We start from the raw sequence: 24,523 nt of genomic DNA on the forward strand, positions 1-24,523 counted from the left end.
TAAAAAAATATGAAAATAAAAAGGAGAAATAATGTTTAGATGTATGTGTAGATGTAAAATAAAAGGTGGAAAAGTAACAGATAAAAATATCTATTATGAGGGAAGTATTACTATTGATAAAGATATTCTTAATACTTCAGGAATACTCCCTGGGGAAATGGTATATGTCCTTAATATAAACAATGGAGCAAGAATTTCAACCTACACAATAGAAGGAGAAAGTGGCTCTGGAATTATTTGCCTTAATGGCCCTTCTGCAAGATATTTTGAAAAAGAAGATGAGATTATTATACTTGCTGTATCTTTTGTCAATGAAGAAGAATTAAAGAAGGGATGGAATCTTAAAATAATAGAACTTGTAGAGAATAACAGGATAAAGAGAGATTGAAAAACAAAAGCACCGGGTTTTCTCTCCGTTTAATACTCAGTTTAACAAGTGGCATTTTGTTTATTTTTGCTTTCCCCCCTTTCAATCTATGGCAAATAGCATTCTTTTCTCTAATTCCACTTTTGATAGCGAGTAGAGAAAAAGATAGTAAAAATTTTTTAATCGGACTTATTGGCGGATTCACCTTTTACTCCATCTCTTTTTTCTGGTTATATAAATTAGCAGGTCCTGTGTATCTTTTCCTTGCTCTATATCTTTCTATATACTGGGGGCTTTTCCTTTATCTTATTTTTGTATTACCTGCAACAGGAAGAATATTTACTGCAGGGGCTCTCTGGTTCTTTTTAGAGATTATTATTTCCTATCTTTTAACTGGCTTTCCATGGCTTCTTGCCGGACTTTCTCAATGGAATAATTCATATCTAATCAAATTAGCAGGTATATTTGGCATATATGGACTTTCTTTTATAGTTATCTCAGGCAATTTTACAATATTTTATTCCTTCCAAAAACGCCACTTTGTATCATGGTCTATCTCTGTTATCATTTTTGTAACCTTATTTTTCTCACATTTTCCACAATCTCTCTCTACAAAAAACAAAGGAGAAACCTTAAAAGTAATGGTTGTACAGCCAAATATAGATAGTTTCCATAGAAATCCAGAAAAAGATATTGAAAAAGCGAAGACAATGACTATTGAATATTTAAAAAAAGAAAAGGTGGATGTCATTGTCTGGCCTGAAGGTATATATCCCGATATTATTATCCAGAATATAGATATTATTAATGACCTGAAAAAAATTACGAAAAAATATAATGTGGGAATTATACTCGGAACTTTTACAGGAAATGATAAAGAGATATTTAACTCTGCTTTACTTATTGAAGGAGAAAATATACAGATATATAATAAAACACATCTTGTCCCCTATGGAGAATTTATCCCTGGTGGCAGGATGAAAGTAATAACCAGAATATTTGAAAAAATGGCTGGATATATCCCATATATCAAACAAGGCAGTGAATTAGTACCTTTATCTTTTAGAGATAGAAAGATAGGCGTTTTGATATGTTTTGAGAATATATTTCCTTATATTACTGCTACACTCACTGAAAATGAAGCAGAATTATTTGTTGTGATTACAAATGATGGATGGTCTAAAATCTCTACAGGTCCTTATCAACATTTTATACACAATCCCATCAGAGCAGTAGAAACAGGAAGATATTTTATTCAGAGTTCACTTACAGGTATAAGCGGAATTATTTCTAAGAATGGGTCTGTTGAAAATATTTTAAGTAGAAGTGGTAGTTACTTATTCATAGATGGAGTTATCATCCAGAATATACCAGTAGTACAGGGTAAAACATTATACTCAAGTTTCAGAGATATTCCATTATTTGTTCTGTCTGTTCTTATTACAGGATTATCCATATGCAGAAAAAAATAGAGGAACTGGAAGCCGTTATAGAATATAGATTTAAAAGGAAACATCTTGTAGAGGAAGCTCTTACACATCCTTCCTGTGAAAATAATATATCTTATGAACGGCTTGAATTTTTAGGAGATATTGTACTTGATGCCATTGTAGGAATACATCTTTTTAAAGAATTTCCATCTGCACCTGAATCCTTTTTAACAGACCTCAAAGCGGCATATGTGAATAAGAAATATCTACATAATACTGGAGAGAATATAAAACTACAAAGGTTTATACAGCACAGAACATCCGGAATCCCTTCATTAGATAACTTTATTGAAGCAATTATAGGTGCGATATATATTGACAGCGGATGGAAGAAAGCAGAAACGTTTGTAAAGAAATTCATACTCAATAAAAAAATAGAACCGATACAGAATTATAAAAATATCCTATCTTCTATTGCAAGAAGAAATTTTAAAACAGAACCGATATATGAACTTATATCAGAGAAGGGACCTCCACATAAAAAGGTATATACAGTGAAGGTTAAAATAAAAGGGAAAAAATACGTAGGTAAAGGTATTGCAGGGAATAAGAAAGAAGCAGGAATGTTAGCAGCAAAACAACTTTTAGAGAAATTAGGTTTTATATAACTTTATACTTTTGACTTATTTCTTATGCACATAATACTGTTCTATAACTCCTGCTAAATTCATAGTCGTCCAGTATAGAAGAAGTCCTGATGAAAAGTTATAAAATAGCACCAGGAACATAACAGGCATCATATAAGTAAGTGCTTTCTGTGATGGCTCTTGTGGTGTAAGTTTCTGTTGATAGAATGAAGTAGCAGCCATTATTAAAGGTAAAAGATTTAATGGGAAACCAGATATTTTTATGATGGTATCAGGTACAGATAGGTCTTTTATCCAGAGGATAAACGGCGCTCCTCTTAAAAATACAGAATTCCGCAGGGCTATAAAGAAACCAATAAATATGGGAAATTGTACAAACATAGGAAGGCATCCCCCAAAAGGATTTATCTTATATTCTCTGTAAAGATTCATAAGTTCTTTCTGCATCTGCTGAGGATTATCTTTATATTTTTTCTGGATATCCTGAAGATATGGTCTTAACTTCTGAAGTGCCTTCATTGACCTTAAACTTTTTTGAGTAAGCGGGAAGAATACAATTTTTATAATCAATGTAAGAATTATTATAGCCCAACCCCAGTTAGGAATAACGCGGTGTATATAAGAAAGGATAGTAAATAAAAACCTTCCCATTAATGAGAAAAAACCTGTTCCGAATATTTCCTTTTCTTTTACTTCATTTTTAGCCACAAAATAGTCAGAAGGACCTGCATAAATGGAAAGTCCTATATTTTTTGTCTCTCCTGAAAGCACTTCCAAATTATCATAAAGAAAACCAGTTCTTATGAAATTATCTGTTGAGATAGATATAAAACATTTCTGAGGGTGCAATGGTTTGATAAAAAGTAGTCCATATCTCTGTTTCAATGCAATCCACTCAGTATTTTCATATACAGAACTTTTCTTAATTCTTGCGATATTAATCTTTTGAACTTTTCCATTATCCTTTATGAGAATTTCAGGTGGTGTATATTCTCTATCAGTACGAGTTTTCATATATGGAGTAGAGATATTAAATGTACCTGTTGAGAGTATATAATTTTTAAGATATTTTGTATCCTTCCCTTTGTTAGAGATATTTATTGTAGTCCTGAAAGTATGAAGTTCGGAAGGAACATTTATAATCTTTTCTATCAGGACATCTTCTTTAAAAGATTGAAAACACAATGTGTTTTCTGATATGGTTGAAGAATATGGTTGATATGCATCATCTGGTTCATCAAGAGAAGATAAGAGTAAAATATCTGTCCCATCAAAAATGGTAAGAGCTTTTTCTTTCTCTTTTCTATATTTCTTAATACCGATATTATTGATTATTCCGCCATTAAGAGTATATTTTATGATGTAAAGAGAATCTTCATATATCTTCTCCTCTCCTGTTTTTTCAGAGGGTGTCGGCAATAAAACATCTCTTTCTGAAGGTGTTTCTTTAACTGATATTGTTGATTGTGGTACTGGGTTTTGAGAAGTTTCTTGCCGTGGTGCTTTTATTCTCCCGAAAACAATAATTATAATGAGTGCAAGAGCAACAGCAATAATTAGCCGAACTTCTTCTCTTATCTTATCCATATCTCTCCACAGGGTCATATCCCCCTTCATTAAAAGGATGGCATTTCAATATTCTTTTTATACCTAAAACAGTTCCTTTTACAGCACCAAATTTTTCTATCGCTTCTATTGTAAAGGCAGAGCAACTTGGATAAAATCTACATCTTCTTCCCAAAAATGTTGCAATAAAAATTTTATAACCCTTTATAAAAAAGATTAATATCTGTCGCATTTTATTTTCTTCGCCACTCTTTCAAGTTCTGTAAGAAAAGCCCCTATCTCTTTTCTATTAATAACTTTATATAGAATAAATAAATAATCCCCTTTTTTAAACTGTTTTCGCCAGAATTCTCTTATAATCCGCTTGGTATAATTTCTCTGTGATGCTTTGCCTATTTTACTACTTGTAAGAAATCCTATTTTATAGTGTTCTAAAGGAAGTATACAGATTTTAAACCATGACGTTTTGTAATGTTTACTTTTTTCTTTCAGGAGAAGTATTTTTCTTTTTATTCGCATGCAAGTCGTGCTCTTCCTTTTCTCCTCCTGTTATTTATAACCTTTCTACCGCTTTTCGTACGCATCCTTGCCAAAAACCCCACTTTTCTCTTTTTCTTCAGTTTATGTGGTTTATATGTTACAGACATATCCTCTCCTTTTTTAGAACTTAGGTTTTAATTATACTCTTTTAAAGAGATATCTTCAAACTTTTCTGTAGATATAAAAAAAATCTGTAATTGGTCAAATCAAGATGTAAAGGAGTCACAGATACATATCCTTCCTTAACTTTTTCTACATCACTTTCTTTTTCATTATCTAATCTTCTAAATATACCTTTAAGCCAGTAATATGAATTACCACGGGGGTCCTTGCGTTCCTCATACTCTTCCTCATATCTTGCTTTACTCTGATAAGTAACACATATACCCTTTATTTTTGAAAGAGGTCTATCAGGAACATTGATATTAATAATTGTATCCGGTGGAATTTTAATATCTTCCATGTCCTTTATTATTTTTAATGCCATCTTTGCCGCTGTATCAAAACAGTAACTTTTTCCACAATCAAGAGAAACAGCAAAAGAGGGGATACCTAATATAGCACCCTCTGCAGCAGCAGAAACAGTACCTGAATAGAGTATATCCATTCCCATATTTGACTGAGGATTTATACCAGACACCACCATATCTGGCTTTTTCTTCAGTATTGAACTCACTCCAATTTTAACACAATCAACAGGAGTTCCATTTACTATCCACCCCTTATATCCTTTTTCTACTGCTACCTTTTTTATTTTGAGTGGTACAAAAAGATTAATAGCATGGGCGATAGCACTTTTTTCTGTTTCAGGAACAACAACATATACATTGTATCTCGTCTTCAGATATTTCCAGAGAACCTTCAACCCCTCTGAGTAAACCCCATCATCATTTGTAAGTAGTACGGTTTTCATTTCTTAATAAAGGCCCAAATCCTGTTCCATCGCTTTCAAATCTCGTTTTTTGTTAAGTAATTCTTTAATCTGTTCCGGCCTGTAATTGCGGAACTGTGTACTGAAATCCCTTTCAGAATTAGAAAGGATATTATGTAACCTGGAAAGAGCTGTTTCTGGAATTATTATTCTGGGGCGTGAATTCCATTTTCTAAAAGCAAATTTCAACCTTTCTACTGCTTTTTCTATGTTATTTGAAAATTCTATTTCAAAAGCAAAAGTAGGGGCACCATTAATTTCTCTCTTCCATACAACATCAATACTCTTTCTTTCTAATTCAAGTTCTAATGGATACTCTAATTCAGAATAATAATTTTGTAGTTTTCCTACCTCAGCAAGGTAGTTCTGTAATTCTAGATGAGGGGAAACAATAGGTGTTGTTACCACAGGTACAGTTTTAGAATCAGATTCTTTTATTCCTATTGATGGAACCATCTCTGGAGTTTGTATGATAGAAGATCCCTCATATAAAGATTCAAAAGAACCAAATACTTTCTCTGCACGTTTTAATAATTCTGGTAGTAAATTGGAAGGTACATTCTGGAATCCTTGTTGCCAGAAGAGATTAAAATCATTAATCCGTATAGAACTCCTTTCCCATTCTTCAATAGGCAATATTTTCAATATATGAATTCTAAAACGCAAAGGCCAAACTACATACTTTTTCTCTAATTCTTCAGGCCATATAAGAGTTTTTGTATCAACATATCTATCTTTTACCTTACCGATTCCAATTATTCCCTTAACGGGAGAGGTAACATACAACCATAAATTATCTCCTTCTTTCACAGATTGAAATGGAAGAGTATACTGTTGTTTCAATCCCCATATAGGTACAGGTTGGGAAAGGGCAGTTATCCAGTTTTTTTTGATACCTATTACCAGCCAGTGGTTCATTTTAACTCCTATTATGCAAAGTGGAGCAGACCGGACTTGAACCGGCAACCTTCCGCATGCGAAGCGGACGCTCTCCCATTGAGCCACTGCCCCTATTGTTTTAAGTATTATACTATGCAGGATACATAATCTGCAATTGCATATCTATTATGATCAAAGTAGAAACAAAGAGAGGGAAGAATATAAAATTCTTTTAAATTATTCTATATATCTATCTTCGGTAATTTCTTTACACTTGATTTTTTCTTTTATAGTATCTATATCACATAAGGAACTTATTTCCACATTCACATCAGGAGATACTTTTATTCCTGTTTCTTGCAATTTCTTTCTGTAAAAGTTCAACATCGCTTTTTTTACTTCTTCTGGGGAATCCTCACCCTCTTTATTTTTAAGAGGAGCAAACTCATCTTCTCTAAGTGTTTCTACACAACATACCTTATTTGCAAAGGGGATCGCATCAAAAACAAATGTTTCAAACTTCCATATCTCTTTTTCTTCATTACCTATCTTTGCTTTTTTTATCTGTCTGTGATAGGGCAGGATAAAACCACCCAGGTTGAGTTTTCTAATAAAAGATGTCTCTATGAAGTGTATTCCAATACTTCCTGCCCAGAATATAAGGTTGCCATTAATATCTTTCTGATTTCTTAATTCATCAGGAAATTCTATATATTCAATAATTCGTGGTTTACCATCAGCCATAACAAAATGTCCTACCTTTTCTTCAGGATTCCTTTTTTTCACTACTTTAAGTGAAAACTCTGCACCCTGTTTTATATGCCATCCAAGAAAAACAGGGTCATTAACATTCACCAGAGGATTATCTATATGACAGTAAAAAATTCTCTTTACCCCCTGTTTTTCCATTCTCTCTATAAATCCTGATTGATATACTGCTTTAAGCGAACCACCATGTCCATCTGGATTTGCAAATATAGAAGTTTTATCCTTTATTATAAGTTTTCTATCAGGTGTTAAAGAAGGCAGGATATCCTGATTGAAAAAGTAAACGTTTTTCCCATCAAGACCAAAAAATTTATTTTCTCTGAAAAATTCCTGTATAAGACCATAAGTTTCAGGATTTGTCATTATAAGCAACGGAATTTTTACATTATATTTCATGGAAAGCATAAGCAACTTCTCAGAAAATATCTGAAACAGGGACTTATTCTTGATAGGAGAGATAGGGTACATCCCTTTTGGATAAGGATAACCAAGTCGTGAACCCTGTCCTCCCGCTACAATCATCACTGCTGTTTCACCATTTCTAATACTCTCTTCTCCTACTGGCAGTATCCCCTCTTTTTCACTCTCATAAAGTTTAATGTCTATTATAGGATGTGGCTTAATTTCTCTATATTTTTTTTCTTCTTTTTCTTTTGAAAATTCTTCATATAACTGAAAGACAAGTTTAAAATTCATAGTATTGAGATTTTGAATAAAAATATCTTTCTCTTTTTCATTAAGCAGTCCGATATGATGTATAATATGCCCCTGTCCATATTCTTCCAATAACTCAATTATTTTTCTTTCCGACATAACTCCTTCTCCTTTTTCTAATATAACATTTGATATGGTATCTTAATTATATTATGGGTATGCTTATTAAAGCAAAAACATTGCTGATAGTAATAGGTGGACCTACTGGTATTGGGAAATCATCCATCGCATATAATCTTGCCCTAAAACTAAACGGAGAAATTATATCTGCAGATAGTATGCAGTTTTACAGAGAAATAAATATAGGGACAGATAAAGTTCCTTTATGGATGAGAGAAAAAGTGTCTCATCATTTAATTGACTTTCTCTCTATATATGATGATTTTGATGTATATCAGTTCATAAAACTAGCAACAGAAAAAATAGATGAGATATTGAAAAAAGGTAGAATACCCATAGTAGTAGGTGGTAGCGGTCTATACTTAAGAAGTTTACTGAAAGGTATTTTTTATATTCCTGACGAGATGAAAGAGAAACAGAGAGACATAAGAAATAATCTTGAAAGAGAACCAACAGAAAAACTATATCATATGCTTCAAAAAATTGACCCTTCACTCGTGAAAGTGCTCCATCCTAATGATAGGAAAAGGATAAGACGGGCACTGGAGGTATATCAACTTACAGGAAGGACTATGAGTTCTTTACAGAAAGAAAAGACCTCTCCACTTCCAGAAAATATTCACACATATTATTATATACTGACAAGAGATAGAGTCGAGATGTATAATATAATAGAAAAGCGGGTAGAAAGGATGTTTGAAAATGGCTGGGTTAGAGAAGTAGAAGAACTAAAGATAAAGGGTTATGAGGAATATCTGAAAAAGAAAGCACCTATAGGTTATAAGGAAATTATGGAATATCTTGATGGTAGATACAATATAAATGAGTTAAAAGAACTTATAAAGAAAAAAACAAAAAATTTGGCAAAAAGACAATTAACATGGTTTAAAAAAGAAGATGGGATATGGATTAAAATTGAAGGGGAAGGAGAAAAAATAGTCAGTGAAATAACAGAAAAGATAAGGAGGGTGATATGATACCGAGATATACAAGAAAGGAAATGGCAGAGATATGGAGTGAGGAAAATAAGTTCAGGAAATGGTTAGATGTAGAAATAGCCGCACTGGAGGGATGGAACAGGATAGGTGTTATACCTGAAGAAGCAGTTAATGATATAAAACAAAAAGCGAGAATTGATGTAGAAAGAATACAGGAAATAGAAAAGGTAACCAACCATGATATGATTGCATTTGTAGAACAGGTAAGCAGTACTGTAGGAGAAAACGGCAGGTATATTCATTACGGACTCACCTCTTCTGATATTCTGGATACTTCTCTTGCTTTACTTTTGAGAGAATCCGGTGAAATTATACTGAAAGATATTGAAATACTAATAAATGCGCTTAGAGATAAAGCAATTGCCTTTAAAGATGTTGTAATGATGGGTAGAACTCATGGAGTTCATGCAGAACCCATAACATTAGGTTTTAAGCTTGCTGGATGGTATTATGAGTTTGTAAGAAATTATGAGCGGATGGAGAGAGCAATAGAGGAAATAAGTGTAGGAAAACTTTCTGGAGCAGTAGGGACATTCTCAAATATAGACCCGCGAGTGGAAGAATATGTATGTGAAAAACTATCTTTAAAACAGGAAAAGTTTTCAACTCAGATTATCTCAAGAGATAGACATGGTTATTTCCTAAGTATTCTTGGTGTCGTAGCATCTTCCTGCGAAAAAGTTGCATTACAGATACGGCTGATGCAACAGACAGAGGTTGGAGAAGCAGCAGAACCTTTTGGGAAAGGGCAGAAGGGGTCATCTGCTATGCCACATAAACGAAATCCAATCCTATGTGAAAGAATATGCGGATTATCACGTGTAATAAAGAAAAACGTAAATGCTGCATTAGAGAATGTTGCACTCTGGTATGAGAGAGATATAAGCCACTCTTCTGCTGAGAGAATTTTATTCCCTGAATCACTTACCCTTTTAGATTATATCCTTGCACTGCTCAATAAAGTTATTTCAGGACTGGATATATCTGAAACAAATATAGAAAAAAATCTTTATCTTACGGGCAGGGTTTTCTTTTCTCAAAGATTACTTAACTCTCTCGCAATGAAAGGACTACCGAGAGAGAAAGCATATGAGATTGTCCAAAAGAAGGCATTTGAAACAATAGAGAAAAAAGATGATTTTGTCAGGGTTATAAAGGCATCTCCGGAGATAAAGAAATATCTGACAGATGCAGAGCTCGAAGATATCTTTGACGTTAAGCAATTGTTAAAAAACCTTGACAAACTTTTTGAAGGACTTAAATGAAATATTATTTTATTTCTCTTAATGGCTATGGAGAAATGTTCAAAAAAAAATTTAAAGACACCTCTCTTTTTTCCTATGCTAAAAAAGAACATTTTGATTCTATTATCTCTTCAGGGAAATGGGGATATCTTTTTCTTGGTGAAACACTTGAAAGGGGATATTATAACCTTTTTGATGAAGAAAAAAACTTTCCGGGGGAAGCATTTATAAGGGGCTGGCAGGACATTACATCTCCTGAAGGTATAACCCTTTTCTTGAGTAGATTTATGGCTCAGTCAGAAGGCAAAGTAATAGAAGAAAATATAACTATTTCAGAAAAAGAGATAGAAGAATTGCTCAATGCTGTTTCAGAAAATAAACAGAAATTTAAGTTTTTTATAAGAAACAGAAATCCCATCATTATATTTCAAAAGAACTTTCCAGACGAGAAAGTTCCACCTCCAGATAATATGAAAGGGAAGGAAGCCATCTTAAATTGTTATAAAAATAAAGAGATAAAAGACCTTATAATATCTTTTAATTATATACTTGAAAACCATCCCGTAAATAAGGTAAGACAAGACCTCGGTGAAATGCAGGCAAATCTTTTATGGTTGTGGGGTATGGGGAAATATAAAAAAGCACCTAATCTGAAGGAGACATTAAAAAAAGAACTTTTTTATTTTTCTTGCGAAGAAGATTACCTATATTTACCTGAATTTTTAGGATTTAAAAGGATTGATAATATAACAGAATTGCCTGATAATTCTTTTGTCTGGATTAATAGCACAGTGGATAAGAAAAGTAATTATTCTGCATGGTTGAAAAAATTTGAATGGATTGACCGTGAAGTTATTATGTATGTGGTGCAGGAATATAAGAAGAGAAACTGTAGAGCATTATTTATATTTGATGGATTTATTTCACCTGACATTGAATTGAAAAACTGCTGGGTTCCTTTCTTCTTTATATCTGAAAATTACGATAAAATTCGCTTCAGAAAGAAATTTAAAGGTCAATCTCTATTAAAACTATTTTTAGAATAAAATGGTAAAGGTATATATAGCAATAGGAAGCAATAAAGGTAATAGAGAGAAAAATATTCTAAAAGCCCTAAAAAAGATGGAAAAATATATCACTATAAAAAAGATATCACCATTTCTTATAACACCTCCTGAAGAAGGTGCATACGGTGGTTTTTTTTTAAATGGTGTAATCGAAGGAGAAACCTCCCTTGAATCTAAAAACCTTCTGATAGTTTTACAGAATATTGAAAGAGATATGGGCAGAGAATTTCCTCATAAATCTGGGGATGAAAGAATAATAGACCTTGATATAATTTTTTATGGGAATAAAATCATTAAAAGTAAAAATTTCACTGTACCACATCCAAAATATAAAAAAAGATATTTTGTTATACTGCCATTTTACGAAATAGCACCTTATATGAAAGATCCTGAAACAGGAGAAAGTATATATGAGATATACAAAAGGATATCAGAAAAATGAAAATAATAGAAAAAATAGATGATGTAAGAAAAGAGATAAAAGTAGCAAGAAGAAGAGGAATTATTGGTTTTGTCCCAACAATGGGGGCACTCCATAATGGACATATATCACTTATAAGAACATCTATATCAGAATGTGATTTTACTGTAGTAAGTATCTTTGTAAATCCTATTCAATTTAATGACCCAGTAGATTATAACAGATATCCGAGGGATATAAATAGAGATATTGAACTTTTAAAAAAAGAAAAGGTTGACATTGCCTTTGTCCCATCTATTAAGGATATGTATAAAGAGAGGGTAGAAACATTTGTTGAAGTAAAAGGACTATCAGATATCTTGGAAGGGAAATTAAGACCGGGACATTTCAAGGGTGTCTGTACTGTGGTCTGTAAGTTATTTAATATACTACAACCGGATAAGGCATATTTTGGATGGAAGGATGCACAGCAGTTAATTATAATAAGAAAAATGGTAGAGGACCTGAATATACCTGTTGAAATTATAGGATGTCCTACGATAAGAGAAAACGATGGACTTGCAGCAAGTTCAAGAAATATATTTATCGGAGATAAACGAAAAGAAGCACTTTCTCTCTATGAAACCCTAAAAAAAATAGAAGAGATGGTATTAAAAGAAGGCATAAGGGATACTTCTATCCTATTAAATAAAGGAAAAAGCATTATAACAAAATATAGAGATGTAGAAATACAATACCTTGAGATATTAAGTATAGAAGACCTTTCACCTGTAGAAACAATAGAAGGGAAGGTTATTGTAATAGGAGCAATAAAATTACCTTCTGTCCGTCTTATAGACAATATCATTATTGACGTTCAATAAGTTTTCTCTCCCATTCAATAAGATATTTTTTGAACTCCTCTCCAAGTAAATAGTTACCATATCTTCCATCTTTTTTTATCACCCTGTGACAGGGAATTGCAATAGGATATGGATTTTGTTTTAAAAATTTAGAGACATATCTAACCTTTCCTTTCATTCCTACTCTTTCTGCAAGATAGGAATAGGAAATCGTTTTACCAAATGGTATTTCAGAAACCACTTGTATTATTTTATCTTTTATAGTATCATTTTTTGTTCTGTTTTTTGACATAGAGATACTTTTATAGTATATTTGTAGGTTATGGATATTGATAAAATTTTAACACAAGTAAAGTTTGATGAAAAAGGTTTAGTTCCTGTAATTGTACAATCGGATACAAAAGAGGTTATTATGCTTGCCTATATGAATTCAGATGCATTATCTAAAACACTTGAGACAGGAAAAATGCATTATTACAGTAGAAGTAGAAAAAAACTCTGGTTAAAAGGTGAAGAGTCAGGAAATATCCAAGAGGTAAAAGAAATGTATATTGACTGTGATAATGATACTTTACTTTTTATTGTAAAACAGAGATGTGGTGCCTGTCATGAAGGATATTATTCCTGTTTTTTTAGAAAATTGAATGATAAGAAAGAGGATTTTATAAATACAGGGCATAAAGTTTTTAATCCTGATGAGGTTTATAAAAAATGCTAAAACAATATTATTTTCGGTTTTTATTGATAGCAGCAGTTATAGGGATATGTATCTATCAGATATATCCACCTGATAAAAAAATCAGAAAAGGATTGGACCTGCAGGGTGGGGTACATGTCGTTCTGGAAGTAACAGAAACAGCGCAGGATGAAAAAACCATTTCAGACCTTGCAGATAGAGCGCTTGAAGTAATCAGAAATAGAATAGATGCCTTAGGAGTTACAGAACCTGTAATTCAAAAACAGGGAATGAAAAGAATAGTAATAGACCTGCCCGGTGTTCAGAACCCTGATAAAGCTATAGAAATAATAGGACAGACCGCACTCCTTGAGTTTAAACTTGTATCAGATGAACCAGAACTAATTAAAAAAGCCCTTGAAGGAAATGTACCTGATGGATATCAATTGCTTTACTATAAAGAAAGAGATGAAAGAGGAATTTATAGAGATACACGCCCATTGCTTGTTAAAGCAGAACCGGAACTTACTGGTAAATATATTGAAGATGCATATATGGGGTATGATAGTTCTGGATTTCCTGATGTCAATCTTGTACTGAATAAAGAAGGCGCTGCAATTTTTGAGGAAGTGACCGCAAGAAATATAAATAAACAACTTGCAATAGTTTTAGATGGTGTTGTACGGTCTGCACCTGTAATACACGAACGAATACCAGGAGGTAAAGCACAAATAACAGGGAAATTTTCTACAGAAGAAGCAAGAACTCTCGCCATAGTACTTAGGGCTGGTGCTTTACCTGCAAAGATGGATATGATTTATAAAGAAGTGGTTGGTCCAACTCTCGGCAGGGAAAATATTATTCAAGGGTTCCGCGCCGCTATCTATGGAGGAATATTAGTCCTTGTATTTATGCTCATTTATTATGCTATATTTGGACTTCTCGCTGACTTTGCACTTGCATTAAACATCCTTATACTGCTCGGTGTTCTTTCATTGCTTAAGGGCGTTTTAACACTCCCAGGGATAGCAGGTATTGCACTTACCTGTGGTATGGCAGTGGATGCAAATATTATCATATTTGAACGAATAAGGGAAGAAATTAAAACAGGAAAAAGTCCTAAAGCAAGTCTTGATGCCGGTTATAAAAGAGCATGGGCTGCTATAATTGATTCTAATATCACTACTCTTATAGTTGGCCTTATCCTTTTTTTCCTCGGCGAAGGTCCTGTGAAAGGATTTGGACTTACATTGAGCATAGGTATAGTAGCCAACCTTTTCACTGCCGTCTTTGTTACTAAAAGTATTGTGGACTGGGTAATGTTAACAAGGAAGATAGAAAAGGTGAGGATATAATGGAATTTATTAAAAATACTAAATTTAACTTTATAGGTAAAAGAAAATTTGCATATCTCTTTTCACTTACGGTGATAATCTGGGGTATGATTGTTTTTGGAATAAGAGGAAAAGATAATTTTGGAGTGGATTTTGTTGGTGGAGATATGCTCAATATAGAATTTAAAAACAGTGTAAATACTTCTGAAATAAGGGATAGAATAAAAGGACTTAATATAGGAAGTTATTCTGTACAGGCGTTAGGTACTGATGGAAAAGAATTTATAATAAAGAGTGGACCGAATACTTCTGATAAAATAGTTGAAGCAATGAAAACTTATTGGGCAGAAAATAATACCTTTTCAGTGAAAGGGAAATCATCAGTTTCCCCATCTATGAGTATATCTATCAGGAAAAAAGCGATATATGCATTTCTTATTGGATTGATAGGAATTTTATTTTATATTACTGTCAGATTTGAATTTAGATTTGCAGTAGGTGCCACTCTTGCTATTTTTCACGATATACTCTTTGTACTTGCAATACTTGCTCTTACCAAAAAACAGATAGATACATCTGTAATCGCTGCATTACTTACAATAGCAGGTTATTCAGTCAATGATACGGTAATCATATTTGACAGGATAAGAGAAAATATAAGGAAAACAAGAAGTGATGATTATTTAACCTTATTCAATAATAGTATAAATGAAACACTGAGCAGAACAGTCCTTACGGTTCTTACCACATTATTTGTAGTCATCCTCCTTTTTATTCTCGGAGGAGAAACACTTCATACTTTTGCCTTTTCATTACTGGTAGGATTTATAATAGGAACTTATTCTTCTATCTTTATCGCTTCTTCTATTATTATTGACTGGCATAGATGGAAGCCACATAAGTTTAAAGTATGAGGGTAATTAGCGGATATCTAAAAGGGAGAAAATTATTTTTCCCTGAGAGAACAAAAAGATTAAGAGCAACAAAAGATATTGTCAGGGAAGCCATATTTGACTCTTTGAGAGGATGGATAGTTGAAAAGCGTGTTCTTGAAATTTTTGCCGGTACAGGGGCATTAGGAATTGAAGCAATAAGTCATGGTGCTAAAGAAGTTATTTTTTTAGAAGAAGACAGAGAAGCAATAAACTGTATAAAAAGGAACATTGAACATTTAGGTATTTCAGAACTCTGTACCATAAGGAAAGGGAAGGTAGAACACTCTATTGAGGAATTTCTTGATGAGAAATTTGATTTGATAATTGCTGACCCACCTTATGACTATCCATCAGGAAAGATTATACAGATTTTAAATAAAATAATGGAATTACAGGTATTAGATGATGATGGGATTATACTAATTGAACATAATAGAAAGAATTTATTACCAGAAATAAAAGGGTTTACTGTCTATAAAGAAAAAACTTATGGAAAAAGTATTGTATCATACATAAGAAGAAGTAATAACTCAGAAGTTATAAAACAATGAAAGACAAAATAGCAGTTTATCCAGGAAGTTTTGACCCTATAACAAATGGACATATTGATGTAATTAAAAGGGCTCTTACTTTTGTTGATAAGATAATTATTGCTGTATCTGATTATTCGAGAAAGAATCTTTTATTTACAGCAGAAGAACGTGTGAATTTTATAAAGGCAGTTTATCAAGAAAATAAACGGATTGAGGTAGATAGTTTTAAAGGACTTCTGGTTGACTATATTAAGAGAAGAAAAGTTAATATAATAATAAGAGGATTGAGAGCTGTCTCTGATTTTGAATATGAGTTTCAAATGGTTCTGGCTAACAGGAAACTTGACAGAAATATAGAAACTGTATTTATTATGCCCGGAGAAGAATTCTTTTTTATAAGTTCATCAATAGTAAAAGAAATCGCTTTTTTAAAAGGAGATGTTTCAGGAATGGTTCCGGAAATAGTCGTTAAAGCACTAAAGAAAAAATTTAACTATTAAAAGGAGAAGAAAAAATGCCAAATCCTAAAAGAAGACATTCAAATAGTAGAACAGGGAAAAGAAGAGGGGGACATAGAAAAGTAAAAATATCTTCTCTTAATGTATGTTCCAATTGTGGCTCCTTTAAGCTACCGCATACTGTCTGTGATGTATGTGGATATTACAAAGGAGTTCCTGTCCTAAAAATAAAAGAAAAAAAGAAAAAAGAACAATAAAAGATATGACTGCCAGAGAAACTATCATTGCTCTTGATGGGATGGGTGGAGATAATGCTCCATTTTCTGTCATTAAGGCATGTGAGATGTTCTCTACCTTAGATAGAATAAAAATTATTGTTGTTGGTGATGAAAATCAGATAAAAGATAAGATAGACCTTAAAAAATATCCCTTTGTTATCCTTGAACACTGTGAAAACTACATAAGAATGGATGACAAAGTAAACCTTAAATTACTTAAAGAGCGAGATAATAGTATGGTAAGAACTATCTCGCTGGTAAAAGAAGGGAAGGCTCATTGTGCTCTAAGCGCAGGAAACACTGCTGCATTTGTTTCTTATAGTATTTCGGAACTTGGATTATTAAAAAATATTGACCGACCTGCAATTGCCCTTTTTATGCCAGATACCACAGGAAGAGGAATTATATTTATTGATGGTGGTGCTAATATCAAAGCTAAACCACTGCATCTACTCCAATCAGCAGTTATGGGAGCACTGTATGCAGAGTGTGTATTTGATATAAAAAACCCGAGAATTGCCCTTTTAAATATAGGAGAAGAAGAAACCAAGGGTGATGAATTAAGAAGAGAAAGTTTCACTTTAATGCAAAGAAACCAGCGGATAAACTTTATAGGAAATATTGAAGGCCATAATATATTTACACAGAAAGCAGATGTCATTATTACAGATGGATTTACGGGTAATGTAGTATTGAAGGTCTCTGAAGGAGTAACAAGGGCTTTTCGCACCATATTAATGAAAGAATTACAGAAAAACATTAGAGGAAAAATTGGGACACTTCTGATTAAAAATATATTAAGAAATTTTGCAAAAAAAGCGGATTATGCAGAATATGGTGGAGGACTATTACTTGGAGTAAACGGACCTGTTATTATCAGTCATGGAAGGTCCTCGCCAAGGGCTATATATAATGCAATAAAGTTAGGGGAGAAGATTGTTCTGGCAGGTTTTATGGAGAAACTTAAAAAAGAGATGGAGCAGATACGATGGGAAATATAGTAATTGCAGGGACAGGTTCTTTTTTACCCTCTTTTATACTTACTAATAATGATATGGAAATGATGGTTGATACAAGTGATGAATGGATTATTACAAGAACTGGTATAAAAGAAAGAAGAATATGTCCTAAAAATATGGCTTCTTCAGATATGGGAACTGAAGCTGCAAAAGATGCATGTAAAGATGCGGGTATTTATCCTGATGATATTGATTTTATTATCTGTGCTACTATAAGTCCTGATAAGTTTTTTCCCTCAACTGCCTGTTTGATTCAGGCAAAATTAGGGATTAAAGATATTCCTGCCTTTGATATCTCTGCTGCCTGCTCTGGTTTTATATTTGGATTGGAGATAGCAAGCAATCTAATAGCAGGAGGAAGTTATAAAACAGGTCTTGTTATTGCTTCAGAATGCATGAGTCGCCTTACAGATTATACAGATAGAAGTACATGTGTATTGTTAGGCGATGGAGCAGGAGCTGCTATAGTTAAAGCATCCGAAGATAAAGGAATAATGGGCTCCTACATCTCCTCCGATGGCAGTTACGGAGATATATTAAACGCACCTGCAGGTGGTTCAGCAAGACCTGCTTCATTTGATACGGTTGAAAAAAGAATGCATTTTATGAAAATGGAAGGAGCAGTTCTTTTCAAAATAGCAATAGAGACAATGTGCGAAGCAATACACAAACTCCTTAAAAGATTCAACTTAAGAAAGGAAGATATATCTCTTGTTATACCCCATCAAGCAAATCTTCGTATTATAAATGGTGTTGCTAAAGGTATGGGTATGCCACCTGAAAAATTTTATGTAAATATTGAAAAATATGGCAATATGTCCGCTGCCTGTATACCTGTAGCTCTTGATGAAGCATCAAAAAAAGGATTACTTAAGAAGGGAGATATTTTAGTCACAGTGGCTTTTGGCGGTGGTCTTACATGGGGAGCAAATCTTATAAAATGGACAAAATAAAAAAATTCTCTGTTGTCTTTCCTGGGCAGGCATCGCAATATATAGGGATGGGAAAAGACATTATAGAATCTATTCCTGCCTGTGCAGATATTATTAAAAAAGGAGAAGATATAACATCACTACCTCTTCTGGAAAAAATTATGAATGGACCTATGGAAGACCTAACAAGAACTTTGCTATGTCAACCAGCAGTTTTTGCTATAAATATGGTCTGCTGGTATGCACTTATAAACAGAGAAGTTTTTCCTGTTAGTGTAGCAGGACATAGTTTAGGAGAATATTCTGCACTTGTAGCTTCAAAAACCATCAGTATAGAAGAGGGGTTTTATCTTGTAAAGCGAAGAGCAGAGATTATGGATGAAATATCATTGCAAGTGGAAGGAACGCTTATGGCAATTATAGGTTTACCTTTAAAAGAGGTAGAATCCATTTTGAGTGATTTTAATGGAATTAGTATAGCTAATATAAACTCATCAACACAGATTGTTGTAGGAGGTAAGAAAAAAGACATTGAGGAACTCAATATCTTTTTAAAAACAAAAAGAATTAAAGGAGTTATATTGAATGTAAGTGGCCCATTTCATACACCATTTATGAAAGAGGCATCTTCCTTACTTGCAAAAGAGATTACAAAGATAACATTTAAAAATCCTGAAATTCCTGTTTATCTAAATTTTTCGGGTAAAATGACAAAAGATAGTGCCGAAATAAAAGAAGGACTGATACATCAGGTCTATTCTCCCGTTAGATGGGTTACTATTATTGAAAATATGAGTAAAGAGAACGATATTGTTTTTGTTGAGGTAGGACCCAAGACAGTTCTAAAAAGATTAATAGAAAATATTATTCCTGGTGCAGTAGTATTCAATGTTGAAGATATACCATCACTGGAAAATACACTGAAAGGTCTAACTGTTTGAAAAAGGAGGAATATGTTCCAAGATAAAGTTGCTGTCATTACAGGCGCTTTTGGTGGTATAGGAAGGGCTCTTGCAATAAAGTTGGGTGAGCAAGGAGCTAAGATCGCTCTCTGGGATATCTTTATAGACAATTCTCTTGAAAAGATACTTACAGATAAAAGTATACAATTCCTCTCATCAAAGATTGATATAACTAAAAAAGATGATGTGCAAAACAGCGCAGATAAAATTATTGAAAGATGGGGGAAAATAGACATTCTTATAAATAATGCAGGTATTACTAAAGATAACCTGATACTTCGTATGACAGAAGAAGAATGGGATAGTGTTATTGAAATAAACTTGAAAGGTGCTTTTATATGCAGTAAAATAATAGGAAAATTTATGTTTTCTCAGAAGACAGGAAGTATTGTAAATGTTGCTTCTATAATAGGACAGATAGGAAATATAGGACAGGCGAATTATTCTGCATCAAAAGGTGCTTTGATTTCTTTTACAAAAACCTGTGCAAAAGAATTTGCAAGGTTTGGAGTGAGAGTAAATGCAGTTGCTCCAGGATATATAATAACTAAGATGACAGAGCAACTTCCAGAAAAAATAAAAACAAAAATGCTTGAAATGATACCATTGGGTAGATTTGGAACCCCAGAGGAAGTTGCCGACCTGATTCTTTTCTTATCTTCTAATAAGGCAAACTATATCACGGGTCAGGTCTTCAGAATAGATGGTGGGATGGTGATGTAAAAAAGTTAATATCAACTAAGAAAACATAAGGAGGAAAGATGGAAAGAAGTGAGATTTTTGAAAAAGTAAGAGGGATAATATCAGAGAAGTTAGGAATCAGTGCTGGAGAAATCGTAGAAAATGCTTCTTTCATTGATGACCTTGGTGCTGATTCACTTGACACAGTAGAACTTGTAATGGAATTGGAAGAGAAATTTGGCATAGATATACCTGATGAAGATGCAGAAAAGATAAGAACAGTTAAAGATGCTGTGGACTATATTGAAAAAAATAAAAAATGAAAAGAGTTGTTATAACAGGAATAGGGTTAGTTACCCCGGTTGGAAATGATGTAAAAACATCATGGGAAAATCTAAAAGCAGGGAAAAATGGAATAGGACTTATAAGTGGTTTTGATACCACTGAGTACCCCACAAAGATAGGTGCTGAAATTAAAAACTTTTCTGTTGATGGAGTCCATCCCAAAAACCTGCGAAGAATGGATAAATTTGTTCAGTTTGCACTTAAAGCAACTATCGAAGCAGTGCAGGATAGTGGAATTGTCTTTTCCGAAGAAGAAAAGGAAAGAACAGGGGTGATTATAGGAGCAGGAGTAGGGGGATTAAAAGTTATAGAAGAACAAGAAGAAGTTTTATTAAAAAATGGGCCTTCTCGGATTTCCCCTTTTCTTATACCTATGCTTATTCCTGATATAGCAGCAGGACAGGTTGCAATACATTTTGGATTAAAAGGAGTTAATTTTGCTACTGTAAGTGCTTGTGCCTCTGGTGCTCATGCACTGGGAATTGCACTTAATCTTTTAAGAAGCGGTGTAACGGACATTATAATTGCAGGCGGAACAGAATCAGCCATTACACCATTAGGACTTGCAGGTTTTTGCTCTATGAAAGCTCTTTCCACTCGTAATGAAAACCCGGAAAAGGCATCCAGACCATTTGATAAAGAGAGAGATGGATTTGTAATGGGTGAAGGAGCAGGTATTGTTGTTCTGGAAACAATGGAACATGCCCTCGCAAGAAATGCCCCCAAAATTTATGCTGAATTTATAGGTGCTGGAATGAGTTGTGATGCTTATCATATAACTGCTCCAGACCCTGAAGGGAAAGGGGCTTTTCTATCTATGAAGTATGCCCTTGAAAATTCAGGGATAAAACCAGAAGAAGTGGACTATATCAATGCACATGGAACTTCTACACCTCTAAATGATAAAAGTGAGACCTCTGCAATAAAAATGCTTTTTGGTAAAAGAGCTTATGAAATACCTGTAAGTTCAATTAAATCAATGATAGGACATCTTTTAGGTGCCTCAGGAGCAGTTGAATTTATCGCCTCTGTCCTCACAATAAAAGAAGGTATTATCCCTCCCACAATAAACTATGAATTCCCTGACCCTGAATGTGATTTAAACTATGTTCCCAATAAATCTATTGAAAAAGATGTCAACATAGCTTTATCTAATTCATTTGGCTTTGGAGGACACAATATAACACTTGTTATTAAAAAGATTTAACAAAAAAAAGGGGGAATTGTAAATGGACTATTTTCTCACAGAAGAACAGAAGATGATAAAGGAAATTGCCAGAAGGATAGCAGAAGAAAAAATTCTACCTGTCAGAGCTGAATATGATGAAAAAGAACAGTTTCCATGGGATGTAGTTAAAACACTTGCTGAAGCAGACCTTTTTGGTGTTTATATTCCTGAAGAATATGGTGGTATGGGATTTGGAGTATTTGAACTATGTCTTGTAATAGAAGAGTTAAGTAGAATATGTGGAGGAATTGCTCTTGCATATGCAGGCACAGCATTAGGAACATTTCCCATACTTCTTTTTGGCAATGAAGCACAGAAAAAAAAGTATTTACCTCCTATTGCAAAAGGAGAAAAGATTGCTGCCTTCGGTGTTACTGAATCCGAAGCAGGTAGTGATATAACCACCCTCTCTACGACAGCAAAGAAAGAAGGTGATTTCTATATACTTAATGGTACAAAACAATGGATTACCAATGGCGGAGAAGCAGAGACATATGTTGTAATAGCCGCGACAGATAAAACAAAAGGTCCTCGTGGTTTGAGTGCTTTTATAGTTGAAAAAGGTATGGAAGGATTTACTTTTGGAAAGAAAGAAAATAAATTAGGTATACGTGCATCTGCTACAAGAGAACTTGTTTTTGAGAATTGCAAAGTCCCTGCTGATAATTTACTTGGAAAGGAAGGCATGGGGTTTATTATTACTCTAAAAAATTTTGACGCAAGCAGACCAGGTGTTGCTGCTCAAGCACTTGGAATAGCACAAGGGGCATTTGAAGCATCCGTTGAGTATGCTAAACAGAGGAAACAATTCGGACAGACAATCATTTCTTTCCAGGCAGTTCAACATATACTCGCGGATATGGCAACACAGATAGAAGCAGCGAGGGCACTAATTTATCAAACTGCGAGAACTATTGATGCAGGAAATAAGGATTATTCTGGATATTCAGCAATGTGTAAATTATTTGCCTCTGATGTAGCAATGAAGGTAACAACAGATGCTATACAGATATTTGGTGGTTATGGATATATGAAAGAATATCCTGTAGAAAAGATGTTCCGTGATGCAAAAATAACACAGATATATGAAGGTACAAACCAGATGCAGAGAAATTTTATAGCCAACGATATAATAAAGAAATCAAAAGTCAAAAGTTAAATTTTCTAAAATTCTCAAAAAATTTGAACAAAAAATTGATATATCATAGCAACAATAAAGAACGGATTGATATATACATAAAAAATAGATTTAATATCCCGAGAGAAAAAGTCAAATCGCTTTTAAAAGAAGGATTTATTCTTGTAACAAATAAAGAGGTAAAACCTTCCTATTTACTAAGAAATGGTGATGAAATTCTAATAAATGAGGATGTTTTAAATCAATACAAAGAACATGAAATTATTCCAGAAAAACATCCGATTGATATCATTTATTCTGATAATGAAATAATAGTAGTAAATAAACCAGCAGGAATTATAACACATCCAACAGAAAAAATTAGAAATGGTACTATGGTGAATTTTCTTCTGAATATTACAACTCTTTCCAACAAAAATTCTTTAAGACCAGGTGTTGTACATCGACTTGATAGAGAAACATCAGGAGTAATGGTCTTTGCAAAAACAGACAATGCTTGGGAGAACCTTGTTCTTCAGTTTAAAAACCGTACTGTAGAAAAAGAATATCTCGCTATCGTAAAAGGACATTTTTCCCCTTTGAAAAAAGAAGTAGAATTTACTGTTTCTCATAACAGGGATAACTATACAAAAATGAAGGTTCATTACCTTAAAGGAAAAAAGGCAGTTAATATTATAGAAGTCATAAAATATTTAGGTGATTTAACCCTTGTAAAAATAAAACCACTCACAGGAAGAACACATCAAATACGTCTTGCACTTTCTCATTTAGGATATCCTATAATTGGAGATACTAAATATGGTGTAAGGTCTGACATTATAAAGAGAACCGCTCTACATTCCTATAGAATATCTTTTTATCATCCCTCAACAAAAGAAAGGTGTCAATTCAGGGCAGATGTACCTGAAGATTTTTTAAAAATAATAAGTGAAATTGACAATAAAGATTAAAAAAAGTTATAATAAAACACTTAGTTTGCCTATTATCTTTACTGAATGCGGGAATAACTCAGCGGTAGAGTGCGACCTTGCCAAGGTCGAAGTCGCGGGTTCGAATCCCGTTTCCCGCTCTTTTTATTGACATAAATAAATTTTTTGTTATAATATATATTTTCATAAATCGCTTAATCGCTGCTGTGGCTCAGAGGTAGAGCACGTCCTTGGTAAGGACGGGGTCATGGGTTCGATTCCCATCAGCAGCTTATGTAGATAACAAAGGAGGGAAGAGATGGCTAAGGAGAAATTTATAAGGAGCAAGCCTCATGTAAACGTAGGTACAATTGGGCATGTAGACCATGGGAAGACGACACTCACCAGTGCTATAACTCTTGTATTAAGCAAGAAAGGGCAGGCACAGTTCACCAAGTATGAAGAGATAGACAAGGCACCGGAAGAGAAAGAGAGAGGGTTAACAATCAACATATCTCACATAGAATACCAGACAGAGAAGAGGCATTATGCACACATAGAT

31 protein-coding genes and 3 tRNA genes are annotated in these 24,523 nt (G+C 33.5%); 25 read left to right on the forward strand and 9 right to left on the reverse strand.

Annotated elements, in window-relative coordinates; translation table 11 throughout:
* The first annotated feature begins 31 nt into the window (after positions 1-31).
* From N3D17_01975 to rnc, 3 genes are read left to right on the forward strand one after another with little or no spacing between them, the layout of a single operon-like run.
* The gene (locus N3D17_01975) at positions 32-388 is read left to right on the forward strand and encodes an aspartate 1-decarboxylase (protein MCX8082156.1); all 357 of its coding nucleotides are present in this window, start codon (positions 32-34) and stop codon (positions 386-388) included.
* The gene (gene lnt / locus N3D17_01980; GenBank protein ID MCX8082157.1) at positions 385-1,839 is read left to right on the forward strand and encodes an apolipoprotein N-acyltransferase; all 1,455 of its coding nucleotides are present in this window, start codon (positions 385-387) and stop codon (positions 1,837-1,839) included. Before N3D17_01975 ends, lnt begins: the two co-directional genes overlap by 4 nt.
* Positions 1,824-2,465 (forward strand): ribonuclease III, encoded by a 642-nt coding sequence (gene rnc / locus N3D17_01985; protein MCX8082158.1) that lies wholly within the window; start codon positions 1,824-1,826, stop codon positions 2,463-2,465. The genes lnt and rnc overlap by 16 nt, the downstream gene beginning before the upstream one ends.
* A gap of 15 nt (positions 2,466-2,480) precedes the next feature.
* On the opposite strand, the gene yidC is transcribed toward rnc, so the two are convergent.
* The 8 genes from yidC to N3D17_02025 all read right to left on the reverse strand — a co-directional run bounded on the left by yidC (position 2,481) and on the right by N3D17_02025 (position 7,941).
* Positions 2,481-4,031: a membrane protein insertase YidC gene (gene yidC, locus N3D17_01990; protein MCX8082159.1), complete on the reverse strand. Its 1,551-nt coding sequence runs from the start codon at positions 4,029-4,031 to the stop codon at positions 2,481-2,483.
* A complete protein-coding gene (gene yidD / locus N3D17_01995; GenBank protein ID MCX8082160.1) occupies positions 4,024-4,242 on the reverse strand; it encodes a membrane protein insertion efficiency factor YidD in 219 nt (72 codons plus the stop codon). The genes yidC and yidD overlap by 8 nt, the downstream gene beginning before the upstream one ends.
* The gene (locus N3D17_02000; protein MCX8082161.1) at positions 4,227-4,529 is read right to left on the reverse strand and encodes a ribonuclease P protein component; all 303 of its coding nucleotides are present in this window, start codon (positions 4,527-4,529) and stop codon (positions 4,227-4,229) included. The genes yidD and N3D17_02000 overlap by 16 nt, the downstream gene beginning before the upstream one ends.
* A complete protein-coding gene (rpmH, locus tag N3D17_02005; protein ID MCX8082162.1) occupies positions 4,520-4,657 on the reverse strand; it encodes a 50S ribosomal protein L34 in 138 nt (45 codons plus the stop codon). Before rpmH ends, N3D17_02000 begins: the two co-directional genes overlap by 10 nt.
* Positions 4,658-4,698: 41 nt before the next feature.
* Positions 4,699-5,463, reverse strand: coding sequence for a 5'/3'-nucleotidase SurE (surE, locus tag N3D17_02010; GenBank protein ID MCX8082163.1), 765 nt, complete (start codon positions 5,461-5,463; stop codon positions 4,699-4,701).
* A gap of 3 nt (positions 5,464-5,466) precedes the next feature.
* On the reverse strand, positions 5,467-6,399 hold the full coding sequence (locus N3D17_02015) for a hypothetical protein (GenBank protein ID MCX8082164.1): 933 nt from the start codon (positions 6,397-6,399) through the stop codon (positions 5,467-5,469).
* A 21-nt stretch (positions 6,400-6,420) separates the two neighbouring features.
* Positions 6,421-6,492 (reverse strand) — tRNA-Ala (locus N3D17_02020).
* A 105-nt stretch (positions 6,493-6,597) separates the two neighbouring features.
* Positions 6,598-7,941 (reverse strand): UTP--glucose-1-phosphate uridylyltransferase, encoded by a 1,344-nt coding sequence (locus N3D17_02025; protein MCX8082165.1) that lies wholly within the window; start codon positions 7,939-7,941, stop codon positions 6,598-6,600.
* Positions 7,942-7,994: 53 nt separating this feature from the next.
* On the opposite strand from N3D17_02025, the gene miaA reads away from it, so the two are divergent.
* The 5 genes from miaA to panC are packed head-to-tail and all read left to right on the forward strand — an operon-like array spanning position 7,995 to position 12,555.
* Positions 7,995-8,939, forward strand: coding sequence for a tRNA (adenosine(37)-N6)-dimethylallyltransferase MiaA (gene miaA / locus N3D17_02030; protein MCX8082166.1), 945 nt, complete (start codon positions 7,995-7,997; stop codon positions 8,937-8,939).
* The gene (gene purB / locus N3D17_02035) at positions 8,936-10,225 is read left to right on the forward strand and encodes an adenylosuccinate lyase (protein MCX8082167.1); all 1,290 of its coding nucleotides are present in this window, start codon (positions 8,936-8,938) and stop codon (positions 10,223-10,225) included. Before miaA ends, purB begins: the two co-directional genes overlap by 4 nt.
* Positions 10,222-11,250 carry a hypothetical protein gene (locus tag N3D17_02040; GenBank protein MCX8082168.1) on the forward strand — a complete coding sequence of 343 codons (1,029 nt, stop codon included), beginning with the start codon at positions 10,222-10,224 and terminating at the stop codon, positions 11,248-11,250. Before purB ends, N3D17_02040 begins: the two co-directional genes overlap by 4 nt.
* 1 nt (position 11,251) lies before the next feature.
* Positions 11,252-11,713 carry a 2-amino-4-hydroxy-6-hydroxymethyldihydropteridine diphosphokinase gene (gene folK / locus N3D17_02045; protein MCX8082169.1) on the forward strand — a complete coding sequence of 154 codons (462 nt, stop codon included), beginning with the start codon at positions 11,252-11,254 and terminating at the stop codon, positions 11,711-11,713.
* Positions 11,710-12,555 carry a pantoate--beta-alanine ligase gene (gene panC / locus N3D17_02050; GenBank protein ID MCX8082170.1) on the forward strand — a complete coding sequence of 282 codons (846 nt, stop codon included), beginning with the start codon at positions 11,710-11,712 and terminating at the stop codon, positions 12,553-12,555. Before folK ends, panC begins: the two co-directional genes overlap by 4 nt.
* Here panC and N3D17_02055 read toward each other — a convergent pair.
* Complete coding sequence (locus tag N3D17_02055) at positions 12,539-12,826, reverse strand: MGMT family protein (GenBank protein ID MCX8082171.1); 288 nt, start codon at positions 12,824-12,826, stop codon at positions 12,539-12,541. The two genes, panC and N3D17_02055, sit on opposite strands and share 17 nt — an antisense overlap.
* Before the next feature lie 30 nt (positions 12,827-12,856).
* Between N3D17_02055 and hisI the strand changes: the two genes are divergently transcribed.
* The 17 genes from hisI to N3D17_02140 all read left to right on the forward strand — a co-directional run.
* A complete protein-coding gene (gene hisI, locus N3D17_02060) occupies positions 12,857-13,252 on the forward strand; it encodes a phosphoribosyl-AMP cyclohydrolase (protein MCX8082172.1) in 396 nt (131 codons plus the stop codon).
* Positions 13,246-14,565: a protein translocase subunit SecD gene (gene secD, locus N3D17_02065; protein MCX8082173.1), complete on the forward strand. Its 1,320-nt coding sequence runs from the start codon at positions 13,246-13,248 to the stop codon at positions 14,563-14,565. Before hisI ends, secD begins: the two co-directional genes overlap by 7 nt.
* Positions 14,565-15,458 carry a protein translocase subunit SecF gene (gene secF / locus N3D17_02070; GenBank protein MCX8082174.1) on the forward strand — a complete coding sequence of 298 codons (894 nt, stop codon included), beginning with the start codon at positions 14,565-14,567 and terminating at the stop codon, positions 15,456-15,458. The genes secD and secF overlap by 1 nt, the downstream gene beginning before the upstream one ends.
* Positions 15,455-16,030, forward strand: coding sequence for a 16S rRNA (guanine(966)-N(2))-methyltransferase RsmD (gene rsmD, locus N3D17_02075; protein ID MCX8082175.1), 576 nt, complete (start codon positions 15,455-15,457; stop codon positions 16,028-16,030). The genes secF and rsmD overlap by 4 nt, the downstream gene beginning before the upstream one ends.
* Complete coding sequence (gene coaD / locus N3D17_02080) at positions 16,027-16,512, forward strand: pantetheine-phosphate adenylyltransferase (GenBank protein MCX8082176.1); 486 nt, start codon at positions 16,027-16,029, stop codon at positions 16,510-16,512. The genes rsmD and coaD overlap by 4 nt, the downstream gene beginning before the upstream one ends.
* Before the next feature lie 14 nt (positions 16,513-16,526).
* Positions 16,527-16,727 (forward strand): 50S ribosomal protein L32, encoded by a 201-nt coding sequence (gene rpmF, locus N3D17_02085; GenBank protein ID MCX8082177.1) that lies wholly within the window; start codon positions 16,527-16,529, stop codon positions 16,725-16,727.
* A gap of 5 nt (positions 16,728-16,732) precedes the next feature.
* Positions 16,733-17,749 carry a phosphate acyltransferase PlsX gene (gene plsX / locus N3D17_02090; GenBank protein ID MCX8082178.1) on the forward strand — a complete coding sequence of 339 codons (1,017 nt, stop codon included), beginning with the start codon at positions 16,733-16,735 and terminating at the stop codon, positions 17,747-17,749.
* Complete coding sequence (locus N3D17_02095) at positions 17,737-18,720, forward strand: ketoacyl-ACP synthase III (GenBank protein ID MCX8082179.1); 984 nt, start codon at positions 17,737-17,739, stop codon at positions 18,718-18,720. The genes plsX and N3D17_02095 overlap by 13 nt, the downstream gene beginning before the upstream one ends.
* The gene (locus N3D17_02100; protein MCX8082180.1) at positions 18,708-19,640 is read left to right on the forward strand and encodes an ACP S-malonyltransferase; all 933 of its coding nucleotides are present in this window, start codon (positions 18,708-18,710) and stop codon (positions 19,638-19,640) included. Before N3D17_02095 ends, N3D17_02100 begins: the two co-directional genes overlap by 13 nt.
* A 12-nt stretch (positions 19,641-19,652) precedes the next feature.
* Positions 19,653-20,384 (forward strand): 3-oxoacyl-[acyl-carrier-protein] reductase, encoded by a 732-nt coding sequence (gene fabG, locus N3D17_02105; GenBank protein ID MCX8082181.1) that lies wholly within the window; start codon positions 19,653-19,655, stop codon positions 20,382-20,384.
* Between the two features lie 38 nt (positions 20,385-20,422).
* Positions 20,423-20,665, forward strand: coding sequence for an acyl carrier protein (locus N3D17_02110; protein MCX8082182.1), 243 nt, complete (start codon positions 20,423-20,425; stop codon positions 20,663-20,665).
* Positions 20,662-21,894: a beta-ketoacyl-ACP synthase II gene (gene fabF / locus N3D17_02115; protein ID MCX8082183.1), complete on the forward strand. Its 1,233-nt coding sequence runs from the start codon at positions 20,662-20,664 to the stop codon at positions 21,892-21,894. Before N3D17_02110 ends, fabF begins: the two co-directional genes overlap by 4 nt.
* Positions 21,895-21,916: 22 nt before the next feature.
* Entirely contained in the window at positions 21,917-23,074 is a 1,158-nt protein-coding gene (locus N3D17_02120) for an acyl-CoA dehydrogenase family protein (protein ID MCX8082184.1), read from the forward strand.
* A 23-nt stretch (positions 23,075-23,097) separates the two neighbouring features.
* Positions 23,098-24,003, forward strand: coding sequence for an RluA family pseudouridine synthase (locus N3D17_02125; protein ID MCX8082185.1), 906 nt, complete (start codon positions 23,098-23,100; stop codon positions 24,001-24,003).
* Positions 24,004-24,050: 47 nt separating this feature from the next.
* Positions 24,051-24,122: transfer RNA gene (locus N3D17_02130), tRNA-Gly, on the forward strand.
* A gap of 60 nt (positions 24,123-24,182) precedes the next feature.
* A tRNA-Thr gene (locus N3D17_02135) sits at positions 24,183-24,254 on the forward strand.
* 26 nt (positions 24,255-24,280) lie between these two features.
* Positions 24,281-24,523 (forward strand): GTP-binding protein (locus tag N3D17_02140; protein MCX8082186.1); only part of this gene is annotated, 243 nt, incomplete at its 3' end.

It is taken from the genome of bacterium (assembly GCA_026414725.1).
GTDB lineage: Bacteria > Ratteibacteria > UBA8468 > B48-G9 > JAFGKM01 > JAAYXZ01.